Genomic DNA, 974 nt, shown 5'->3' with positions numbered 1-974 from the left:
ACATTGGGGGGGTGTGTTGCTCTTGCATTAATCTCTGCAAGCGTTCAGGATAAAAAAAATCATCAGGGCGCAAGTCTATGCCATGCTCGCGTGCATAGTTTAAAAGCATCACTTGATATTTAGCCGGTATAATACCACCTTTCCCCTCTCGCTTTTCAAAAGGGTAAGTCCATTTATAAACAGCCGAAACATGACACTGCGAAATCAACGATACACTCTTCGCACCGCCTAGATATTTTATAATCATAACCGCTGGAGTAGTCATGTAATCAAAAACTTTCTGCCATATATTTACGTATTTCGCAAATATATACAAAATTTCCGTAAAACGCAATATTGATTATTTAACAATTTTAAGGGAAAAAAATAGAATGGATTTTCAGAAACTAATAAAAGTGTGGATTAATAAAAAATTAAATGAAATGGGTCATGGCAGTCGTAAGGCTTTAGGGCAGCACTTAGGATTGAGTCCATCATCTATTACACGCTTGTTATCTATTGATGACTCTGACTCTAAAGCCTACCGTGATATAACCGCAGAAGAACTAGTGAAGTTACACAGTTTTTTTAAGGAGTATCCTCCATATCCTGCTTTAAGTAAAATAGATCAAGATTTTTATGATCTATATTCGTCTTGCAATGAAGAGGAACGGAGGGCAACCTTAGCTTTTCTTCATACTTTGCTCGAATCAAAAAAGCGATAATTGCTGTTTTTTCTTCATTTGATAATTGTGAAAATTTTCTTTTAGCAATTCTATAACCTTTCATAAAATCTCCCAATATCTATAAAAATACATTAGATTAAATAAATTTTCATAAAATAATTTTTCGTTATACGGTATTTTTTATATTGACATTACCGTAAAACGAAAATATATTTGCCCCATACCTTATAAATTAACCGTTGCCAACAGGCTGTATGGAGGCTGTTTTGACAAAACCTGTTTTTATAAAATCGGATGAAATTCTCTTAG

The 974-nt window shown here is 33.7% G+C and carries 2 protein-coding genes; one reads left to right on the top strand and one right to left on the bottom strand.

The genetic code is table 11. The features are described from left to right. Positions 1 to 265 (bottom strand): hypothetical protein (locus tag MCQ_RS02465; RefSeq protein ID WP_006923345.1); only part of this gene is annotated, 265 nt, incomplete at its 3' end. A 106-nt stretch (positions 266 to 371) separates the two neighbouring features. Here MCQ_RS02465 and MCQ_RS02460 point away from each other — a divergent pair. Then, positions 372 to 704: a hypothetical protein gene (locus MCQ_RS02460; RefSeq protein ID WP_006923344.1), complete on the top strand. Its 333-nt coding sequence runs from the start codon at positions 372 to 374 to the stop codon at positions 702 to 704. The last annotated feature ends 270 nt before the right edge of the window (positions 705 to 974 follow it).

It is taken from the genome of Candidatus Bartonella washoeensis Sb944nv (assembly GCF_000278135.1).
Taxonomy (GTDB): domain Bacteria; phylum Pseudomonadota; class Alphaproteobacteria; order Rhizobiales; family Rhizobiaceae; genus Bartonella; species Bartonella washoeensis.
Note: the sequence above shows the minus strand (reverse complement) of the source record. Positions and strands in the feature narration are given on the sequence as shown.

What these genes read in the sequence shown, in the direction of transcription:
- MCQ_RS02460 (WP_006923344.1), top strand. Translation starts at nt 372, where the DNA reads ATGGATTTTCAGAAACTAATAAAAGTGTGGATTAATAAAAAATTAAAT.